An 18,012-nucleotide genomic window follows, 5' to 3' on the forward strand; every position below is an offset into this window, starting at 1 on the left:
AGAAACAACGGCTCTTGGACCAGCTGCGGCCTTTTGCCCCACCACCGCGCAGGCGCATTCCCTACTTCCTGGCGCCGCCAGCAAGGTCATTCCTTCCGCGCCAGAGATTACAACCCCGCCTGCATTGGCGCTGCCGTTAGGTCCGTCACGGGAGGAAAGCATCCCATCGCCAAATGGAGTGGAGTGGCGAGTCGTGGATAGAGAACCGGGTCGATGGCAAGGCCAAGGGGGGATTCATCGCAGGCGGAGTCTCTTGTCAAGGCAAGCCCAGGAACAGCTCAAGTAACTTCGGGGATATGGAGAAAAGGGTGGCGGCTGTTGGAGGCGATCCCTGGAAAGGCTCAACCGGTGATGAGGCGGCCTATGACGAAAAGGATACCCGCCAGACCCATGGTTGCTGGGAGAGTGAATGCCCACGCCGTGAGAATTTTGATCAAAGTTTGGTGTTGTACACCGGAGCGATTGGCCACCATAGTTCCAGCCACTCCGCTGCTGAGAACGTGGGTTGTGCTGACGGGCAGGCCAGTAACTGCTGCAAGCAGAATGGTAGCAGCCGCGACGGATTCAGCCGCAGCCCCTTGCGCATAGGCCAGATGCTGCTTCCCGATCTTCTCCGCGACGGTAATCACAATCCGGCGGTAGCCAATGCAGGTTCCAATGCCCAAAGCTAAAGCCGTGCCCATGACCACCCACACTGGGACATACTCCACCGCGGGGAGCAACTTTTGCTTGCGGAGTTGTTCCAGTTCCTGACGCAGCTCCGGTGATACGTTGGGGTCGGCTACTAGAGTTTTAAGATGGCGGCTGATTGTCAAAATGGACTGCCGGACTTCCCAGCGCACCTCACGATCCAAGGGTAGTTCATCAAAGGATGTTTTCTCCGCCAACTCACGCTCCAACAAATCGATGGCTTGACGCACGGGACCAGGTAGTTCGTGACCTTGATCTGAAAGCTTGTCCCGCAAGTACTGGGCCGCCTCACGGACCTGCGGCGCTCGCTGCGGCTCGGTTACAGTCAGGGCGTAATGCAGCGGCAAAAAGCCGATCAGGACCAAGAGTAATAATCCCATCCCTTTCTGGCCGTCGTTGGAACCGTGGGCGAAACTGACCCCTCCACACGTCCCGATCAGCAAGGTCCGAATCCATCCCGGAGGACGATCATGATCCGGCGGCGGCTGATACAACCGTGGAGAGCGGACCGTCGCTTTCAGCAGCAGCAGTAATAACCCCGCTAACAGAAAACCCAATAAAGGGGAGATCAACAGGGCCAGGCCGACTTTCAAACACTCTTGCCAATTGACCCCCGCTAATCCTTGGCCAACCCACAGACTGTTGGCCATTCCCACGCCGAGAATCGAACCAATCAAAGTGTGAGAGCTGGACACCGGTAGACCAATATACCATGTTCCCAGATTCCACATCACCCCCGCCAGGAGCAAGGACAGCACCATCACCAAGGCTGCCCCAGAACGTGCATCGACCAGCAAATCCACAGGCAACAAATTGACAATACTGAAGGCGACTGCTGTTCCCCCCAAGAGCACACCGAGAAAGTTCAAAAAGCCGGAATAGATGACGGCCGCCAGCGGAGGTAAGCTGCGCGAATAGATCACCGTGGTCACCGCATTGGCTGTATCGTGAAACCCGTTGATGAACTCGAAAGCAAAGGCCGTCGCCAATGCCACAAATAACAAGAGCAGGGGACCAACAGGAAGACTGCTGATGGCTTCGAGGAAACTCATGGCATGTAAGATAGAGTTATCAGAATTATTACCGGGAATCCTAAACTCTTCTGACAAAACCCTGACCCGCAAACATCCGTATTCGCTTTGAAAGTCAGAAGCTTCAGTTTTTGTCAACTCCTCCCTGTGCCTAAGAAGCGGTACAAGCGTTCCCTGACCTTCAACCAATGTGAGGGCCAAGGAAAATGGTCCGCCCTACGACGGTATCGCCCGACTCCTCACTCAGTAAAAACCTGTCGATCCGTGAAGGCTTATCCCATCTGCCATCAAAATAATTTCCCTTCCTGTTCGTCGTCACCCGGAAGTTGTCTGCCTTCAACAAATCTTCATATTCCTTGGCCCTTCTCCCTCGTTCATATTCTCCCACTACGCCATTCGCTCGCACCATCAACGGTACTTGGCGATTGGGAACCTAATACATCGGCGATATGTGAGGGGGCCTGGATAAACAATCGTGCCATTAGACTGTTGCGAAACCAGGGAAGAGGAAAGCCAAGGTAGATGTCTACTCTTTGCTTCTAACGAATTCCAGACGCCGGAACTGGTTCGACCAACTGTCTGTCCGCTCCATCAACCTCCGGTGAAGCTCCAGATCTTCGAGTATTCCATTCCTACCGCCTTATCTTGTTCTTATTCTCCGTTGTTCCAGAGACTCATTCCTCTGCCGCGCATCATGCGCCCTGTCGATAAAAGCTTCTCAGATTCCTTTGGTGTAGGATAATTGACCGAAAAGATATTCTCCCTTATTATATTGTTAGTATTCCGAATCCTGTAGATTATACAGAATGTAGAAAGATGGTTATGATGTACCCGTCCGATCATGCACTTGCCCTGGCTCGCGTGTTGCGAGTGATTGAGATCATCGCTAACCGACCTGATATATCAAACGAGGAACTAGTAGAGCAGTTAGTTAGCGACGGGATCGATCCTGTCGATGCCCACCTTCTCATGGCCTTTGTTCCGACTGCACTCTCATATCCGATTGTAGTAAGCATGGGAGCTTCCAACTTGCCTTGGTATTACACGGTCGGCAAGCGACCAGGGTCGAGAAGATTAGTACTTTTGCCATTGAAAGAGGAGCATTACTTTACCGCCGCGCTACAGTGGGTCACTGAGCTGTTAGCAATGGACCCAGCCGCACGACCTATCACTCTGGAAGCATTCAATGCGGTAGTTGTTCGTAGCCCGGTACTGGATGCTGCCAACGGAATGATAGAAAATTACGGACGAGATGCCCTCCGTGGGGGTGTGTTTGCCCCGTTGGTTATCTGTGGTGTCACCGCAGAGGAAATCGAAGCCAGCCGCCGCGCCTTTCGGTCCAAAAGGCGGTGGTGGCAATTCTGGCGACGATGAAACGATCACAGACGCGTCCCAAATCCGCCACATCCAGAGCAATCCTTGCCTGGGTAAAGAATTAGGTAGACATCGGCCCTGGGAAACTTTCCAGAGAGGATAAGTCTTGGAGGGATCGATGGTGACATTGCCCATCATTGTTATTTCAAGAGGCGATATAGATGTGTATGACTCCGTTGAAGAGGCGGCCCTCTCGATGGAGTCAATTGATGTGCTCGAGGGTGAGTACGTCGTTTTTGATTCTCAAGGTTATCTTTTGGAGTTGTACGTTGATGACCTTTACAAACCGCGAGGACCAAAGTGGCTTCGATGGTTCCTTGGTGTGCCGATTGGTCCTGTCGAAATTCGCGGCCGTAAGGAAGCTGAACCACGCGAAGGAGAGCTACGCTCACGGATCATAGAGTATCTAACTACGCTGCAAAAACTTGGCATTGTGCGTGCGGAGTTAGATTGGTTGTCAACCGCATCGCTGTCCGAACTCATTAATGCTGTACGCGACCCCTGAAGGCTCAATCGCTAACAGCCGAGCATACGACCTAACGATAAGATCGTAGCGCTCTTTGAGAATTCGGGCAAGGTCGTCGAGCATTATCTCTACGACCCCTTCGGTCAGGCGGCGGTGCTGGATGCGGAGTGGAACGTTCAGTCCGGTGGCAGTGCCTACGATTGGCGCTATCTGCATCAGGGTGGACGGTACGATGTCACCAGTGGTCTGTATCACTTCCGCCACCGCGACTACTCGCCCACCCTCGGCCGCTGGACGAGCCTCGATCCCCTCTCCTACGCCGCGGGAGATGTGAACCTATACCGCACCGTCGGCAACGACCCCCTCAACTCCCTCAATCCGAGCGACCTGCACGATGTCAAAACAGTGTCCATGACACCACCTTTGCCCCCGCCTCATCATGTTCCCCCAGTGCCCAGTCCCAGCAGCTACAACAGACCAAGCCCAACCCCTTACCAACGTGTCCTGATCCTGCGCTGCGCCGTCTGCGACGGCACAGCCGATGGCCAATGACTCCCACTTGCCACCTTCCCCGAACTGATCTAATACGCCCCGCCCGACCAACGGCACGCCTTAGCCGACATCGATTAGGCCGCCCTCGACCACCGCTTCCAAGCCAACTTCAACCCGTTGCTGCCCTCCGGTCCCCTGGCCGGGCAGGCACGCTTAGGCGGCAGCGGCGAAGTGCTTGGGACAGCCTTCAGCCACTGGGCGGATTATCTGTTTGCGCCATTGCCCGGTAGTCCCAGTTCAAGGGTGGGGGCGATGACGCCGGTGGTCGGTCCGGCGCGGGAGACAGTCGCGGCGATCCAAGCAGAACGGTGTGATCGGGCGTTGTTCTACGGCGGCTCGGCGATCGTGGATGTAGTCCTCGCCAAATGGCTGGCCAATGGAGTTGTCTCCACTTGGCGACGAGCGCCGGGGAACGCTCCACGAGGATTGCTGAATGAAGGAGCAAGAGCCACTGAGTTGGCTAACGAGGCTCTCTTAAACAAATTGCGGGCACGAGGCTACACGATTGACCAGAGTGCCGAGGTTCAACGCTACCTGGACCAACGGGGAGCAAATGCAGCAACCTTCCTGAATAAAGACTTGCTTCTCCGACCAGATGCTCGCAAAATCGAAGCGCTGGAGGAGTACCTGCATAACGTACAACAAGACATTGGTTTGCTGAACAAGATGACCCCAGCTCAGATGGAGATTCATGTCAAGGAGTTCATGCTTCGGCACAAGAAGATGCTCGGCATCTCTGATGCCGATGGCTCAGTGGCTCAAGAATTGGCTTGACAAAGCCAAGGGGTTGTGAGAATGGACCGAGCAATGTTGACCGCCAAACCAATCAGAGCATTTGTCCTGGCAGGTAGACGGATTCTCACATGCCGTGTTGTGGGCCAGAATCCGCATGCCTTCATTGGCAAAGACCTGTACTTCTACGCTGACAGTAGAGAGCCGAAGCGTATCCATATCGAGGGCTTGTCCACGGCAAGTGACATTCAGGGAAACGAATACGATTTCCTCTACACCGGTGACGAGGTGTTGCCATCCGAGATTTCTGAAGAGGCTATTGTCGCTGAGGGGTCATGCGAAGAGACGATGGCAAAGTAGGTGTCGCAGGATGGCTAAAAACCGAAGTGCATCCGCTACCAGAGGCCCGGCCCTACCACCCCTTCCCCCAGGTTTTCTCCAAAGAGCTGTTTGATTGAAAACTCTGCAACACCGATCGCTCGACGCCACGACCACGCTGACGCCAACTTATGTACCGATCCCGACGCCCTTGCTGGCGATAAGCAGACAGCATATGGACGACGATGGCTCGCCACTGAGCCGCTAAGGACAGTTTATCGACAGCGTTCCAGCGACAACGAGCGGGCAGCGACGACTGAGGCCGAGGTCGCTGGCTCAGCCGTTGCAGCACTATGTCCGCCTAGCTCGACGCCGACTCCACATTTGCCACTTGATTTAGCTGTAGTGGGTTCTGGTTGTCGGCGGATTGATGAGATCACGATTGATGACGAGGTGTTGTCACGGGATGAGCATGATCCGAGTGGGCCGCTGGCGTGGGAGAAGGTAGAGGAGACGTTCGGGCGGGTGGGGTGGGTGCTGAAGCTAGAGGTGGGCGGCCGGACCATCGGCACGACAGCGGAGCACTACGAGCGGTCAACCTAAGATGGCACAGAAAGCGTCACACAGGCGGCACAGTTTGCGGCACAGCAGGATGCAGCAGGGAGCGGCAAGACGTTGAAGGGATCAGGCGTAAGTGCTGGTGAAAGTGCAAGTTACGCATCATCTAGCAATGTGGCTCCATCTGCTGCCGCAATACCAAATTGGAGCAGAAGGGATTCGAACCCTCGACCTCTTCGTTGCGAACGAAGCGCTCTCCCAACTGAGCTACTGCCCCGATCAGTTCCGCCAATCGGAAACTCTGTCAATTCTGGAAATATCGTAGCACTTCCCCTGAATGCGGACAAGGGCTGTCGCGCTGCCCAATGATCGCCACGTCTGAAAGGAGTTCTCAGCAGCAGGATTCGCCTGATAGGGAAATGGTACGTATGGTAAGCTGAGAAAGGCTGATGTTGAAGATCGCCACGGTTAGGGGAACAGCATCAGCAGGGGAATCCTGTGTTGAGGTTCCCAGCGAAAGCTAAAAAATAGGCCAGAAGCGCGAAGCCAAGAATCATCCGTCGGGAGTTGAGGAATGGCGCCTAACACGTGGGGAACCGAGGAATGGGGAGCCGAGGGAGAGGAAGGGACAGGGCAGGAGAATACGCGCTGGAACATATCCTGGTTCGAGCGGCTGCGGGGCATACTGGAGGGTTCCGGAGAACAGAGAGCCATTGAGACCCTGATCGCGGAATTGCGAGCGGCGGAGGATTACACGAATCTGTTTTACGCACTCTTGCTGCGGAAACGGTGGGAGTTGGGGGTCTCACCATTTCCAACAGGGCCGTCCACAGAGCTGCCGCCCGAAACGCATGAGGAATACGAGCAAGCCATCCGCCAGGCGGGTCGCGAAGTCGGGCAGGCCTTGCTCCAAAAGCGGCGGTTTCTTCAGGCTTGGGCGTTCTATCAGATGCTGGAGGAACCAGAACCGCTGCGTGCCGCTTTGGAGACCTACACGCCAGCGGAAGATGAGGATATCGGGCCATTGATTGAGGTTGCTTGGCATCATCGAGTCTTGCCGCGCAAAGGCTTTGATTGGGTTTTGGAACGGCATGGCGTCTGCTCGGCGATCACGTTGGCAAGCAGCACCGACTTCCGGGAAGATACTGCTTTGAGGGACTACTGTATCGGCCGGCTGGTGCGGGTTGTGCATGAGCAATTGTGGGAACGCTTGCGTTCGGATATCCGTGAGCGTGGCTGGGGGGAAGTCCCAGAAGAAACCCGGATCTCGACCCTCCTGGAGCGCTTTCCCGCTCTCACAGCAGAAGAGAGTTATCACATCGATGTCTCCCACCTGTCCAGCGTGGTGCAGATGAGTTTGCATCTTCCTGCTGGGGAAGAGAACGTGCTGGCTCAGGAACTCTGTCACTATGGCCGGCGCCTCTCACCGGTGCTTCAAGGACGGCATGAACACCCATTTGAGGAGGGATACGAAGATTATTTGGCCTATCTGGAGGCAATCGGGGGGCGGAATGTGGATGAACATCTGCTGCGTTTTCGGATCAAAGCGGAACGTGCAGCAGCGGAGGGTAGCACCTACGCGGCACAGGTCTATGTGAACCTGCTATTGCGCGTGGGAAGGGAAGGAGAAGCATTGGCGGCTGCCCAGCAATTTCTCCTGCGGGAAGACGAACGGAACCTCATCTGCCCTGGAGTTTATGAGCTGGCACGACGGCGGGGGGACTACGCAGCCATTGCTCAGGCTGCTGCTGCACGAGGCGATCCGGTCGCCTTCCTAGCCGCTCTGCTCAGTGGCCGGAAGCAAGCCTCTGTTCAGGCCGGCACCTCTCCGCCCATCTCTTGAGCTGGAAGGGCGATGAGTTGCCGTCCGACGCGAAAGCTGCTTAATCCGAGGTTCCCAATTCTGCCAGAATGGTGGCCGCGCGATTAGCGTCTTCCACACTGTCGAACGTGACGTAGCCCACGAATTTGCCCTGGATCACCGTCATCACCAGACCGTGCAAATTGATGCCTGCCATTTCCCAAGCCTGGGTCAGCCGTCCGCCCAGCCCTTTTTTGTCGTCCCCCTCGATACGCATGACGATCGGTTCGCTAACTTCATGCATACCGGCAGCCCGTGCCGCAGCAATCTGGCCATTGCCATTGAGAGGTGCGACGTACAAATCTCCCATCCCCGGCCTCGTGGCGGAACGTTGACTATAAACATACTCCAGGTGGACACCGGCCTCGGCGAGCTTCTTCAGTTTGGCAGCGATACCGCCTGGCTTATCCTCAACCTCAGCATGGTAGACATGGACTCGCTGCATCTTGAAACTCATGGGAAGACCTCCTCAACGAATGGCTCACCGGACAGGACCTGCCATGATGGCTAGCCGTGCACCCGCACCACTAGCTATCTCTACGGATGATACCGCCGCACCCCGACAGTTGGCAACCTTCTGGTTTTTATTTTCCTCACCTTTTCTTCTGCGAGAGTACACAATGCACTCATCCTGCAATTTCCGCCTATCGTCCCTCCTATGCCTGGGACAAGTTTGGGATAAGTTGGTGCTGATTGTTCTCCTACTCTTAGCTTTGCTGGGAGGATTGTTGCCAACGCAGGCAGTTCCTTCCGAACTGAATCGAGCGGCTACGCCTGAAAAGAATGGTCAGACGGCTTCCCCGCCGGGCCTCCAGCCGGCGGCACTGCCTGTTCGTGTGTTTCATCGTTGCACTCTATACGATGGCACCGGAGCGGCTCCAATTGCCGATGCTGTTCTAATCGTGGCCGCGGATGGTACCATCCAAGCTGTGGGTTCGCGCCAGCAGGTGGGAGCGTGGCCGAAGGAGGCGGAGGTCATCGATCTGCAAGGGGCGGTAGTGATCCCCGGCCTGGTGGATACGCATTCGCATGTGGGTCTGTGGTCACGTCCCAGTGTTCCGGGAAATGCGGATGGAAATGAAATCAGCGGGCCGGTTCAGATCACGTTGCGTGCCTTGGATGCCGTCAATCCCGACGATCCTGGTCTAGCCATGGCGCGTGCTGGTGGCATTACCACGGCGAATATCATGCCCGGTTCGGCCAATGTGATTGGGGGTGGCACGGTCTATGTCAAACTCCGTCCAGCGGCCACCATCGAGCAGATGCTTTTGCAAGGTCGGCTGGCGGATGGCACTCCGATCCTGGGCGGATTGAAAATGGCCAATGGGGAAAATCCCAAAGGGTACGGGCGGCTACGGCAGCAGGCTCCGTTCACCCGCATGAAGGTAGCAGCTTTGCAACGGGAGGCCTTTGTCCAAGCCCGACAACGCTGGCAACGGCGGGGAGAAAAGGCGGAACCGCAGGCGGAGGATTGGGATTACCAACTGCTGGGGGAAGTCTTACAGCGCCGCCGCACGGTGCACTTCCATTGCCATCGAGCCGACGACATCCTCACCGCCGTCCGGCTCTCAGAAGAGTTCGGCTTTGAGGTGGTCTTGCATCATGCGACCGAGGCCTACCGGGTGGCGGACATTCTCGCTCGCAAGAAGATTCCCGTGTCCTTGACCCTCATCGACAGCCCTGGCGGAAAAGCGGAAACCATCGGCCTGCTGGAGGAGACCGCGGCAATCCTCGTGCGTGCCGGTGTCCCTGTAGCCATCAATACTGACGATGCTGTGACAGAATCTCGCTATTTCCTGCGTACCGCCGCGATTGCCTTGCGTGGGGGTCTGAATGAGGTGCAGACCCTGCAAGCTCTGACTTTGACCCCTGCTCGTCTCTTGCATTTGGATCACCGCCTCGGCTCCTTGGAGAAGGGGAAAGATGCGGACTTCGTAGTACTTTCTGGACCACCCTTTTCCGTGTACACCCAAGTGTTGCAAACTTGGATCGAAGGACGGAAAGTTTTTGACCGGAATCGCAAGTCGGACTGGCACTACCAAGTCGGCGGTTTCGCCTTACCTGACGGCGGGGCGGAATTGCCCGGTCCGTTACCACCTCCGCGGCCACCAGCGACTGTCCAGACGCCGTCTCTTCCTTCTGGTCTGGCACCGTTGTCCCAAGAGGCCCCGCCTCAACTAGCCATCTTGGCCGGACGGGTGCATATCGGCGATGGCACCAGTATCTCTCCGGGGGTCGTTCTGATTGCTCAAGGTCGTATCCGAGCCGTTGGTACGCCGCAACAGGTGGCCATTCCGCCAGGAACGGCTGTGCTGACCGCCGCGGAGGTCACACCGGGCTTGATTGATCCTTTCTGTGTCGCCGGACTATCCGGGGCGTGGAACATCCCCGCGGATCAAGATCAGGATGAACTGAGCCATCCGAATCAGGCGGAGCTGAGAGTCGTGGATGGATTCAATCCTCGCGAGCCGCTCCTGTCGTATCTCCAGGCCCAGGGAGTGACGATCGTTCATGTGACACCGGGGCGTCAAAATGTCATTGCCGGGCGTTCTGCCATCTTCCGTACCGATGGCCCGACTGTGGAGGCAGCCCTGTTGCGGGCGGATGCCGCTTTGGTCGTCAACTTGGGAGAAGTCCCCAAAGCGGCCTACAAGGACAAGGCTCCGCAAACCCGTATGGCGATCGCCGCCATAATCCGCAAAGCCTTCGCCGACGCACAGCATTACCGCCAACGAGGAGGAGCCAAAGGGAAGGATGAAACCGTTTCGCTGAAACAGGAGGCCTTGATACCTGCTCTGGAAGGACGCATCCCGGTCATCTTTGTCGCCCAGCGCCGCGATGACATTCAAACCGCCTTGCGGATCGCTGCCGAGTTCCGCCTGCGCCCCATTATTGCCTTGGGAAGTGAGGCCTACCGACTCTTGTCGGAATTGAAACAGGCTGGTGCAGCAGTGTTCCTCCATCCCCCGATGCAGCGTGTCGGCAGCAGCTTAGAGACACTCCACGCTACCACCGTCTCTGCATTCCAATTGGACAAGGCCGGTATTCCGTTTGCTCTCTGCACTGGTTTTGAGGGGTATGTTCCCAAGGTCCGGGTCCTGCGCCACGAAGCGGCGATGACCTTGGCTCGCGGCGGCCTCGATCATGCTCGAACTCTTCGTGCCGTGACCCTCGATACCGCCCGCCTGCTCGGTCTGGATAAAGACTACGGCTCCCTCCAGGTGGGCAAAGTGGCAGACTTGGTGCTCTACGACGGCGATCCCCTCGAACATGCCACCCACGTCACCCACACCATCATGGCCGGCCGGGTGGTCTATAACCGTGCGGACTACCTCAAACTGCCTTTGGATCGCCGTATCCTCTCGGCTACCGCCGCGGTATCATCGGAAGCCCCTTGCTGCCTCTTCGGCTGGTAACCTGCCCAAAAACCGTTCATGGGGCACCGAAAATGCCATGCCCTTGTCACGGGAACCTCTTTTCTGGTCATAGCGATGTTCTACCCCCAGCAAGCTGGTTCCTAAGAGCCTAAAGGGGACTTCGAGCCGCGAAAAAAACCGGCTTCCCTCCATATTTGAAGGGAAACCGGCTAGTTTTGCGGTGGGGAAAGTGACAGTCCTGAGCTATGGCAGGGGGATGAGAAAGATTCTCTCGCCGGAGGCCAGTTCAGTGGAGGTGGTTACTGTTTAATCCAACTGCACGACCTCACGTCCCGAACGGGTTCCCATGCCCTGCCAAATGGCCGGGTTGATGTCCTGCCGAATGAAGCGAACGCTGCCGTCACCTAAAGCGACGTTGACCCCGCCAGGATGCTGACTGCGCGAGTACATCACACTGGGATTGGTCGTGGTGGGGGTCCCGATGCAGGGCAGTCCCTGAGCGGGTAAATTGTTGCAATAATAGGTCGTGTAGATTACGTCGGGGCTAGTGGTGTTCGGTGGCATGAAAGTGCTCACACCTGCCGCATCACCCCACCAGATGAAACCACGCAGATCTCGCCCCTGACCCTGTCGCACTTCTGCGATCATCACGGTGTTGGACAAGCCGTCCACCACGTCGGTCAATTTCCAGCCAATCTGCGATCCGCTTTTCCACTCGAACATCCCTCCCAACTGCGGCACGCCGGCAATGGGACGATTATAGCCTGGATAGCCTCCCTGGCTGTGCACCACAGCATAGTTATGATTCGTCAAGTTACCGAAGGGTCGGTTCTCCTGATCGCTGGGACAAGTCCACACCTTGAGGCGTTGATTGGTCACATTCGTAGTGTTAGGAGCTGAGCTGTAGCGCGGTCCCGTAGAATCGTTCCCACCCCAGTTCTGGTACAAGTTGAAAAGTTGTTGTTGCTCGATGTAGGGCATGACCTGGATGGTCCACGTTCCCCAACAACAGCCATAAGGCCCCATCAGGTTCGGCAATGCCTGATTGACATCATGGTAGCTGTGCATCGCTATTGCGTTTTGCTTGAGATTGTTCTGGCAGCTCATGCGGGCCGCGGCTTCCCGCACCTTCTGCACAGCCGGCAGCAGCAACCCGATCAGGATCGCTATGATGGCAATGACCACCAGCAGCTCAATCAGCGTAAACCCACGTCGCACACGGTACATGATCAACCCTCCCACAAGGGACCATGACAAAAAAGACAGGGAGAGAAACCAGGATTCGGATGAGAACCGCTCCCATCCAAATTAGCTCGCGTATGAGCCGTTACGTGGACTCACTTGATATCAAAGTCAAACTGGTTGTTGTTGTTCGCTTGGACTTCCCGGACGATATCGCTGCGGACATTATACTTTTCCGGAATCAGTTCCTTCTGCAATTCGCTGACGCCAGGCGGTTCGTCGGGATTCTTGGGAGCGCTGCCACCCGCAGCCGCTGAGATCATGACCTTATACTTCCCCGGCGCCAATCCTCCGCCAGGCGGTGACTCATACTTGCCATCCTTGATGGGAATCGAGGCACGGGTCCCACCAGTACCACCTTCCGGAGTGAACATGATCACTCCTTCAGCCAAGGGTGCTCCCTTGAAGGTTACTGTGCCGAACACCTTGTAATTCTGCGGTCCTTTTTTCCCGCAACCGACCAGACCTACAGCCATCAAGCATCCCGCGATCCCTGCTACAATCCTGATGCTCCCGACCATCCAGTTAGCTCCTTTCCTGTTCAGGAAGTGAACTCAATTCCCCTATAATTACACTCATTCTTTCCACGCTGGCGCATGGCTGCCATGCAAGGCCGAGGTTATTCCGGTTTGTCGACTCTTTTCTGAGGATCGCCATGTGTCGCGACTTCTGCATCAGCATGATATCCCTGATGGTAATGCCCTGCAAGGGCCATCGTGTTTTTTTGAGATTCTAGGTGGTCTTCGCTGCCCCCAAGGATAGTACGCATGGGACAGCATAGGATGGAATCCCTCAGGCCGTCGTTCGATGATGATAGGGTGCGAAGGAAACAAAGATGTCGAGACCAGTGAGATGCTTCCAGACACCCTAGCCCAATTTTGACTTGCACAGCAGCGGAAGCTATGGTAAGAATTGTCAATAGTACTATCTCGTACAGTATAAGGGCATGTCTTTTCTGGGAGCAGATATGTCCCGCATGAAGTTGCCGAGCATGGGGGAAATTCATCGTCTGGGTCGGCTGGAGCCGCGGCAACGAGCGGTGCTCAAACTTCGCACCGGTTGCGCCCCCCTCAACGCTGAAGAACTGGCCTTCGTGATTCCCGAACGGCGGGAAGAAGCCGCGGTGGTACGCCCTCGGACCCTTCAGGAAGTGGGCAATCTCTTGGGGCTAACTCGCGAGCGCATCCGGCAAATCCAGGATTCTGCTTTGCGGACCTTGGAACAGGAGGAAGAAGAAGCGGTGGTTCGGCGGCGCGGACGGCGCAAGGTCTCTCGCTAAGTTCCCGCGGAGTCAGGGAGCGGGGGACTTGGTCCTCCCCAATACCATCATCTAAGAGCCTGCTGGCGATCAGCAATGGGTCTAACGACCCCAGGCTGGGAGGTTCAGGGACATTCCCATTCTTCAGACTGGGAAAGGTGCGTCAGAGAAAGTAGGTGTGGATCGCCCAATCTGATGCTTTGTTACCCCTTTCAGGAGTCAGCCATGCGCTACGAATTAGTCAACCCCGGTCCATTTGTTATGCTCAAGGTCCAGTTGGACCTGGGAGAATCGCTCAAAGCAGAAGCTGGTTCGATGGTCGCTATGAGTGACACTGTGGATGTAGAAGGGAAGATGGAAGGGGGTATCCTCAAAGGTTTGGGCCGGATGCTCGCGGGAGAATCGTTCTTTTTCCAGACTCTGACAGCCCGCCGCGGCCCCGGTGAGGTGCTGCTGGCTCACGAGTTACCGGGAGAAATCTATCCGATCACGCTAGACGGCCGGACCAACTACATCCTCCAAAAAGACGGCTTCTTTGCCGCCAGCCGGGAGGTTGAGATCAGCACGAAGGTACAAAATCTTCTCAAGGGTCTCTTTTCGGGTGAAGGGTTTTTCGTTCTGCGGGCCAGTGGCATGGGAACGCTTTTTGTGAGTTCCTATGGGGCGATCCATCCGATCGACTTATCCGAGGGACAAGAGTTTGTTGTGGATAACGGCCATCTCGTAGCCTGGCCGGAAACCATGGAGTACAAGATTCAGAAGGCTTCCAGCGGGTGGATTTCCTCCCTCACATCCGGTGAAGGTTTGGTCTGCCGCTTCCGTGGTCCGGGCCGCGTGCTGATCCAAACCCGCAATCCTGGGGGCTTCATCGCCTGGATTACGCAATTTCTACCGAAACGTTGAGCATCCTGTAGCCCTAGTTGTCGGCATTCGCCTCCGGTATCCAATTCCAGGGCGTACCTCGCTCAAGCCCCGAGGCGCAGGCGAAGGAAGGCCAGTTGCCGCCGGCGCAACTCCGGCGGCCCTGCCGGGTCGAAAGGCAGCAGGATCGGTTCATTTCCCTCATGGGGGCCGTGCGTGCGAACCAAATAACGTAACACCTCAAAGGCGCGTTGCCGGAGGAGCAGTTCCTGGCGTTCCAGAGCATCCAGGAGTAAGGGTACGGCCCGCGGTCCGCTGCGAACCAACTGCACAGTTGCCTGCGACAGCGCTGCATCATCGATCAGCGCCTCGATGGCTAAGCGGAGGCGTTCCAACTCCAGAAGTTCTAGCGGTAAGTGGTGCTCGTCGCGGACCGACGGTCCTGTTTCAGGACCCCGGCTTGACACAGCTCCCGAAGTTGGACTGGCGGCCAGGGCGGCACTCGCCGCGGATTGTAAGACGGACTCCACATTGCGGTTAGCACGGGCGGCCATCTGCCGGGTGAATCCGTCCTCCTCAAAACTTCGACCCAAGTATGCTTTGATGGCGATCTCGTCATTGACCAGTTGGTGGGGAGTGCCGTGAGTGACGACCTGGCCATCGGTAATCAGATAGACCCGGTCGGCGGTGCGGAAGACCTCTCGGACATTGTGGTCGGTGATGAGGATGCCAATGCCGGATCGGGCCAGCTCGCGGATATTATGGCGAATATCTTCCGTGGTCAGGGGGTCGACCGCGGCGAAGGGTTCATCCAGGAGGATCAGCAGCGGCTCGCACACGAGGCAGCGGGCAATCTCCAGGCGGCGTTTTTCCCCCCCGGAGCAGCGGGCCGCAATGTTGGAACGGACATGTTCGAGTTTGAAACGCCGTAGAGCTTCCTCCGTGCGTTGTCGGCGTTCCCGCCGGGTCAAAGGGCGTCCCAAGGTTCGGCTGCGCGGCAAGGCTTCCAGGATGGCCAGCAGGTTCTGCTCCACGGTCAGTTTGCGGAAGACGCTCGGCTCTTGCGACAAATATCCCATCCCGCGGCGTGCGCGCTGGTACATGGGCAGATGGGTCACGTCTTCACCATTGAACAGCACCCGTCCAGCATTTGGGGTGAGCTGACCGGTGGCCATGCGGAAACTGGTTGTCTTCCCGGCACCGTTGGGACCGAGCAATCCGACTACCTCGCCCGCCTGGACTTCAAAGGAGACCCCCTTGACCACCTCGCGGCGGCCAAACACCTTGACCAACCCTTGAACTTCCAGCAGCGCCATGATGTCAGCCGGCCTCCTCTAAATCCCGTATGGGATGAGTGGACCTGTCGGAGTGATGGCTTTCCGCCTTTACCCTAAATGCGACGCCCATGCAAGGTGGCTTGCCAATTGGCCAGATCGTGGACTCGTGCATATCCTCATTCGCGATGGAAGCAACATGCCCAAACGGCCCCACTTTCTTTCCAACGTGAGAATAATTCCCTCCCGATGTCCGCATAAGCGTTGTCCTTCTCTTTCTGGAGAGGTAAGAGGAAGGTAAGAGGAAAAGATGCAGCTCCCGTGCCTTACCGAGATGTGGATAGATGGCCCATAGAATAACAGTGATGACAGCGGTGGGTAGATGGGGCGCAAAGAGGCAAAAAATCGGTGCTAGGTCTCCCCGTCAAGGCGGGAATCGGTCAGAATAAGTAGGATAGGGTGATGATCCATAAGATGGCACCACTTGGGCTGCGTCGACCGGCCACCGTGGGATTCCTATCCATTGGGGAGCGGCAAATATGGCACTCGATCTGACTCCGGAGCAGAAGGCAATCGGCAAGGCGAATTTCGAGCAAGCCGTTGGCGATCTCGCTCGGCAAGGGAAAATGTCCTCCGTGGTGGTCGGGGGCGCCCCCGTGGATCCGAACCACCCCGATCGGCGCGATTTTCTCAAAGCCGGTCTGGCCGCGGGTGCCGTAGTGCCAGTCTCCGCTGCGGTCTATTACGGTTACCACTCCTGGAAAGGGAACAAGGCGGTACGTACTGCCCTGATCGGTTGTGGCGATGAAGGCGGCGTGCTCGTGGGCGACCACAACCCTGAATTCAATGAGATCGTGGCAGTTTGCGACATTCGCCCCTCGAATCTCAAGCGGATTTTCGAGGGTGAAGATCGCGGACCGCGCAAGGGCCTCAAACGGATTTACGGCGTAGAAACGGCCCGCAAAATCCGCACCTATGACCATGTGGATGCCCTGTTGGCAGACAAAGAGAAATTGGGATTGGAAGCCGTCATCATCGCCACCCCACTCAATACCCATGACGTGCTCACCCGCAAGTGTTTCGACGCTGGTCTGCACGTGCTCTGCGAGAAGCTTATGGCGCGCGATATTGCGCGCTGCAAAGCGATGATCCGAGCAGCCAAGGAGAAAGGATTGCTATTGGCCATCGGCCATCAACGGCACTACAGCACTCTCTATGCTCACGCCATCGAAGTGATCCACAACGGTGTACTCGGAGATATCCGCCACATCCGAGCCTTGTGGCATCGGAATAATTCCTGGCCGTTCAACCCTTCAGCCAAAGAGCGAGCCACTTATGCCAGCGGCAAGGACCTGGATGGCCAACCCTTCGACGTCCCCTTCTACCGTGATGGCTGGTACAAACCGATCCTTCAGGAAGACGCTGATGTGTTCCTCCAGGACCCGAAAAAACTGACAGAAGCCGGCTTCAGCACCATCCGGGAACTGGTCCGCTGGCGACTCTATGAGAAGACGGGAGGCGGCCTAATGGCCGAATTGGGAAGCCATCAGTTGGACGCCGCCTCGATCATCCTCGGTCACGTTCATCCCCTCGCGGTTCAAGGGGTGGGTGGAAAGTTCTTCTACCGGCCTGGTCGGAACGACCGCGAAAGCGATGATGCGGTCTTCGTCACCTATGAGTTTCCTGGTCCCAATCACCCCAAAGCCGGCAAGGGGGGCAACGACCCCGACGACATTGTCATTGTCACCTACTCCTCGTTCAACACAAACAGCTTCGAGAAATACGGCGAGTGTGTAATGGGCAGCCGGGGCACCATGATCATCGAGGAAGAACGGGAGGTGTATCTGTTCAAGGAACCGGAACCGGGTAAGGCCGGCAGCGGCGGTCGGGAAACGCGGCTGGTGGTCAGTAACGCTGGCAAAGGCCCTGTCCTGGAAGCCACCAGCACCTGGGGGGGCGGCGGCGGAGCAGCGATTTCCAAGTCAGCCTCGGCACCCGCCTGGGATAGCGCGGTCCGCGGTTATCGCACGGAAATGGAGCACTTCGCCTACTGTGTCCGCCGCTGGCAAGAGATGAAGCAGCCCGTCAGCTACGACAAAGATACCAACGGCCGCCTCAAATATGCCGACATCCTACCGCGCTGCCACGGTGAAGTCGCTCTGGCGGATGCCATTGTCGCCCTCACCGCCAATCTAGCGATGGCGAACCGCCAGCGGATTACCTTCGAGGATGATTGGTTCGATGCCGACAAACCCACTGCCACACCCGAGGCCAAATACGCCCGCTCCCGTGCCTGAAATTACCCATTTCGGAGCGAGAGATTTTCTAAACGAGAGACTCCCAGGCAGAAGATCGGAATGTCCCGTTGACTCGTGGGCATGGGCTTGGCCCCGTCGGAACACAATGGGTGCAACCCTG

General features: G+C 56.8%; 16 protein-coding genes and 1 tRNA gene. 11 read left to right on the forward strand and 6 right to left on the reverse strand.

The features are described from left to right. Positions 1–341 precede the first annotated feature (341 nt). Entirely contained in the window at positions 342–1,742 is a 1,401-nt protein-coding gene (locus tag H0921_RS14045) for an inorganic phosphate transporter (protein ID WP_194539144.1), read from the reverse strand. 801 nt (positions 1,743–2,543) lie between these two features. Between H0921_RS14045 and H0921_RS14050 the strand changes: the two genes are divergently transcribed. The 6 genes from H0921_RS14050 (at position 2,544) to H0921_RS14075 (ending at position 5,766) form a co-directional block, all read left to right on the forward strand. After that, entirely contained in the window at positions 2,544–3,095 is a 552-nt protein-coding gene (locus H0921_RS14050; protein ID WP_194539145.1) for a hypothetical protein, read from the forward strand. Positions 3,096–3,213: 118 nt separating this feature from the next. After that, positions 3,214–3,600: a hypothetical protein gene (locus H0921_RS14055; RefSeq protein ID WP_194539146.1), complete on the forward strand. Its 387-nt coding sequence runs from the start codon at positions 3,214–3,216 to the stop codon at positions 3,598–3,600. Positions 3,601–3,642: 42 nt separating this feature from the next. Further along, positions 3,643–4,113, forward strand: a complete 471-nt coding sequence (locus tag H0921_RS14060) for an RHS repeat-associated core domain-containing protein (RefSeq protein ID WP_315851908.1) — start codon at positions 3,643–3,645, stop codon at positions 4,111–4,113. A 252-nt stretch (positions 4,114–4,365) separates the two neighbouring features. Then, the gene (locus tag H0921_RS18000) at positions 4,366–4,887 is read left to right on the forward strand and encodes a hypothetical protein (protein WP_228499746.1); all 522 of its coding nucleotides are present in this window, start codon (positions 4,366–4,368) and stop codon (positions 4,885–4,887) included. Positions 4,888–4,908: 21 nt separating this feature from the next. Next, positions 4,909–5,205, forward strand: a complete 297-nt coding sequence (locus H0921_RS14070; RefSeq protein ID WP_194539147.1) for a hypothetical protein — start codon at positions 4,909–4,911, stop codon at positions 5,203–5,205. 363 nt (positions 5,206–5,568) lie between these two features. Further along, positions 5,569–5,766, forward strand: coding sequence for a hypothetical protein (locus H0921_RS14075; RefSeq protein WP_194539148.1), 198 nt, complete (start codon positions 5,569–5,571; stop codon positions 5,764–5,766). Positions 5,767–5,925: 159 nt separating this feature from the next. Here H0921_RS14075 and H0921_RS14080 read toward each other — a convergent pair. Then, a tRNA-Ala gene (locus H0921_RS14080) sits at positions 5,926–5,998 on the reverse strand. A gap of 297 nt (positions 5,999–6,295) precedes the next feature. Between H0921_RS14080 and H0921_RS14085 the strand changes: the two genes are divergently transcribed. Further along, positions 6,296–7,564, forward strand: coding sequence for a hypothetical protein (locus H0921_RS14085; RefSeq protein ID WP_194539149.1), 1,269 nt, complete (start codon positions 6,296–6,298; stop codon positions 7,562–7,564). A 40-nt stretch (positions 7,565–7,604) separates the two neighbouring features. On the opposite strand, the gene H0921_RS14090 is transcribed toward H0921_RS14085, so the two are convergent. Further along, complete coding sequence (locus tag H0921_RS14090; protein ID WP_194539150.1) at positions 7,605–8,039, reverse strand: ACT domain-containing protein; 435 nt, start codon at positions 8,037–8,039, stop codon at positions 7,605–7,607. A 229-nt stretch (positions 8,040–8,268) separates the two neighbouring features. Here H0921_RS14090 and H0921_RS14095 point away from each other — a divergent pair, with 229 nt between their 5' ends. Next, a complete protein-coding gene (locus H0921_RS14095; protein WP_315851906.1) occupies positions 8,269–10,998 on the forward strand; it encodes an amidohydrolase family protein in 2,730 nt (909 codons plus the stop codon). A gap of 267 nt (positions 10,999–11,265) precedes the next feature. On the opposite strand, the gene H0921_RS14100 is transcribed toward H0921_RS14095, so the two are convergent. Together H0921_RS14100 and H0921_RS14105 are read right to left on the reverse strand one after the other, a co-directional pair. Continuing rightward, positions 11,266–12,186 (reverse strand): DUF1559 domain-containing protein, encoded by a 921-nt coding sequence (locus tag H0921_RS14100; RefSeq protein ID WP_194539152.1) that lies wholly within the window; start codon positions 12,184–12,186, stop codon positions 11,266–11,268. Positions 12,187–12,296: 110 nt separating this feature from the next. Then, positions 12,297–12,722: a hypothetical protein gene (locus H0921_RS14105; RefSeq protein ID WP_194539153.1), complete on the reverse strand. Its 426-nt coding sequence runs from the start codon at positions 12,720–12,722 to the stop codon at positions 12,297–12,299. Positions 12,723–13,168: 446 nt separating this feature from the next. Between H0921_RS14105 and H0921_RS14110 the strand changes: the two genes are divergently transcribed. Next, positions 13,169–13,480 (forward strand): sigma factor-like helix-turn-helix DNA-binding protein, encoded by a 312-nt coding sequence (locus tag H0921_RS14110; RefSeq protein WP_315851907.1) that lies wholly within the window; start codon positions 13,169–13,171, stop codon positions 13,478–13,480. A 204-nt stretch (positions 13,481–13,684) separates the two neighbouring features. Further along, positions 13,685–14,362: a TIGR00266 family protein gene (locus H0921_RS14115; protein WP_194539155.1), complete on the forward strand. Its 678-nt coding sequence runs from the start codon at positions 13,685–13,687 to the stop codon at positions 14,360–14,362. A 62-nt stretch (positions 14,363–14,424) separates the two neighbouring features. Here the strand turns inward: H0921_RS14115 and lptB are convergent, their stop codons facing one another. Further along, a complete protein-coding gene (gene lptB / locus H0921_RS14120) occupies positions 14,425–15,636 on the reverse strand; it encodes an LPS export ABC transporter ATP-binding protein (RefSeq protein WP_194539156.1) in 1,212 nt (403 codons plus the stop codon). A gap of 497 nt (positions 15,637–16,133) precedes the next feature. Between lptB and H0921_RS14125 the strand changes: the two genes are divergently transcribed. Then, the gene (locus H0921_RS14125) at positions 16,134–17,891 is read left to right on the forward strand and encodes a Gfo/Idh/MocA family protein (protein ID WP_194539157.1); all 1,758 of its coding nucleotides are present in this window, start codon (positions 16,134–16,136) and stop codon (positions 17,889–17,891) included. Positions 17,892–18,012 lie beyond the last annotated feature (121 nt).

Origin of the sequence: Thermogemmata fonticola, assembly GCF_013694095.1 — a bacterium.
Taxonomy (GTDB): Bacteria; Planctomycetota; Planctomycetia; order Gemmatales; family Gemmataceae; genus Thermogemmata; species Thermogemmata fonticola.